Source organism: Bacteroides sp. LFL-34, from assembly GCF_027257075.1.
Taxonomy (GTDB): domain Bacteria; phylum Bacteroidota; class Bacteroidia; order Bacteroidales; family Bacteroidaceae; genus Bacteroides; species Bacteroides ovatus.
This window is the reverse complement of record NZ_JAPQKZ010000089.1, coordinates 1-1417: the sequence shown is the minus strand read 5'-3', so window position 1 is coordinate 1417 and position 1417 is coordinate 1. Positions and strand designations below refer to the sequence as shown.

The window sequence follows — 1417 nt, the reverse complement described above, 5'->3', positions numbered from 1 at the left end:
GGCGGAAGGAGTGTATTTTCAGTCCCACATCCGAATCACACTGCAAATAAACAAGGATATTTTGGAACTTGTATCACTTCTCCGGCAAGTGGCAGCACGTTGCGCCGGTTGGCACTGATTGTCCGGGTCAAGCCTCTGTCGGACATCGCCTTAAGGGCGTAACTTTGCACCCGAACGGCAGGGTACGCCGCAGGTAGCGCAGCCCGGAGTTTGAAAGGAATCATCCCCAATCCGTCCCCGACGGATTTTTATGTTCACCTGAACATAGCAAGGTATGTTTTCAGCCGCTCAAAACATTTTGAGCAGCCACGAAAACGCCTTGCCCTTGCAGGGGGCGGGCTTACCCTCCGAAGTCGGGAAGCCTCTCAAACCTGCGGTGCTGTGCCTCAAAGCGGCGGCTTATGCCGTCAAACCGCTAAATCCAAAGTAATATGAGTGAAAAAAGAAGAAACAAAGGCGGGAGAAATCCCAAACTCGACCCGGCGGTGTTCCGCTACACCGTCCGTTTCAGTGAGGAGGAACACAACCGTTTCCTCTCCATGTTCGAGAAGTCAGGCGTAAACGCCAAGTCGGTTTTCCTGAAAGCGCACTTCTTCGGGCAGCCGTTCAAGGTGCTGAAAGTGGACAAGACGCTGGTGGATTACTACACCAAACTGTCCGATTTTCATGCGCAGTTCCGCGCGATAGGCACGAACTACAACCAAGTAGTGAAGGAACTGAGGCTGCATTTTTCCGAGAAAAAGGCGATGGCGTTGCTTTACAAGTTGGAGCAACAGACCGTCGAACTCGTAAAACTGAGCCGTAAGATTGTGGAACTTTCAAGGGAGATGCAGGAAAAATGGTCGCAAAAATCAGTGTAGGAAACTCGTTGTATGGCGCACTTGCCTACAACGGGGAGAAGATCAACGAGGCGAAAGGGCGGCTTCTGACAACCAACCGCATCTACAATGACGGTACGGGAACGATGGACATCCACCGGGCTATGGAGGACTTTCTCGCTCTGATGCCCGTGCGGTCGAAGGTGGAGAAACCGGTGGTGCATATCTCGCTCAATCCGCATCCCGACGATATTTTGACGGACACGGAGCTTCAGAACATCGCACGGGAGTATCTGGAGAAGATGGGCTTCGGCAACCAGCCGTATCTCGTTTTCAAGCATGAGGACATCGACCGCCACCATCTGCATATCGTGACGGTCAGGGTGGACGAGAACGGCAGGAGCATAGACACCCGGAACAATTTTTACCGGAGCAAGCAGATAACACGCGAACTGGAACGGAAGTACGGGCTGCATGACGCGGAACGCAAGAATCGCCGTCTTGACACGCCGCTGCGCAAGGTGGACGCCTCTGCGGGCGACGTGAAGAAGCAGGTGGGGAATATCGTTAAGGCTTTGAACGGGCAATACCGTTTCCAG

The 1417-nt window shown here is 53.3% G+C and carries 2 protein-coding genes; both read left to right on the top strand.

Features of this window, described 5'->3' with window-relative positions; genetic code table 11:
• The first annotated feature begins 431 nt into the window (after positions 1-431).
• Positions 432-860 carry a conjugal transfer protein MobA gene (mobA, locus tag N5O98_RS26280; protein WP_007749067.1) on the top strand — a complete coding sequence of 143 codons (429 nt, stop codon included), beginning with the start codon at positions 432-434 and terminating at the stop codon, positions 858-860.
• Positions 839-1417: relaxase/mobilization nuclease domain-containing protein (locus N5O98_RS26275; protein ID WP_269496177.1), on the top strand; the 579-nt coding region annotated here is incomplete at its 3' end. The genes mobA and N5O98_RS26275, both read left to right, overlap by 22 nt.

Coding starts and splice junctions, on each gene's coding strand:
- mobA (WP_007749067.1), top strand. CDS start 432: ATGAGTGAAAAAAGAAGAAACAAAGGCGGGAGAAATCCCAAACTCGAC.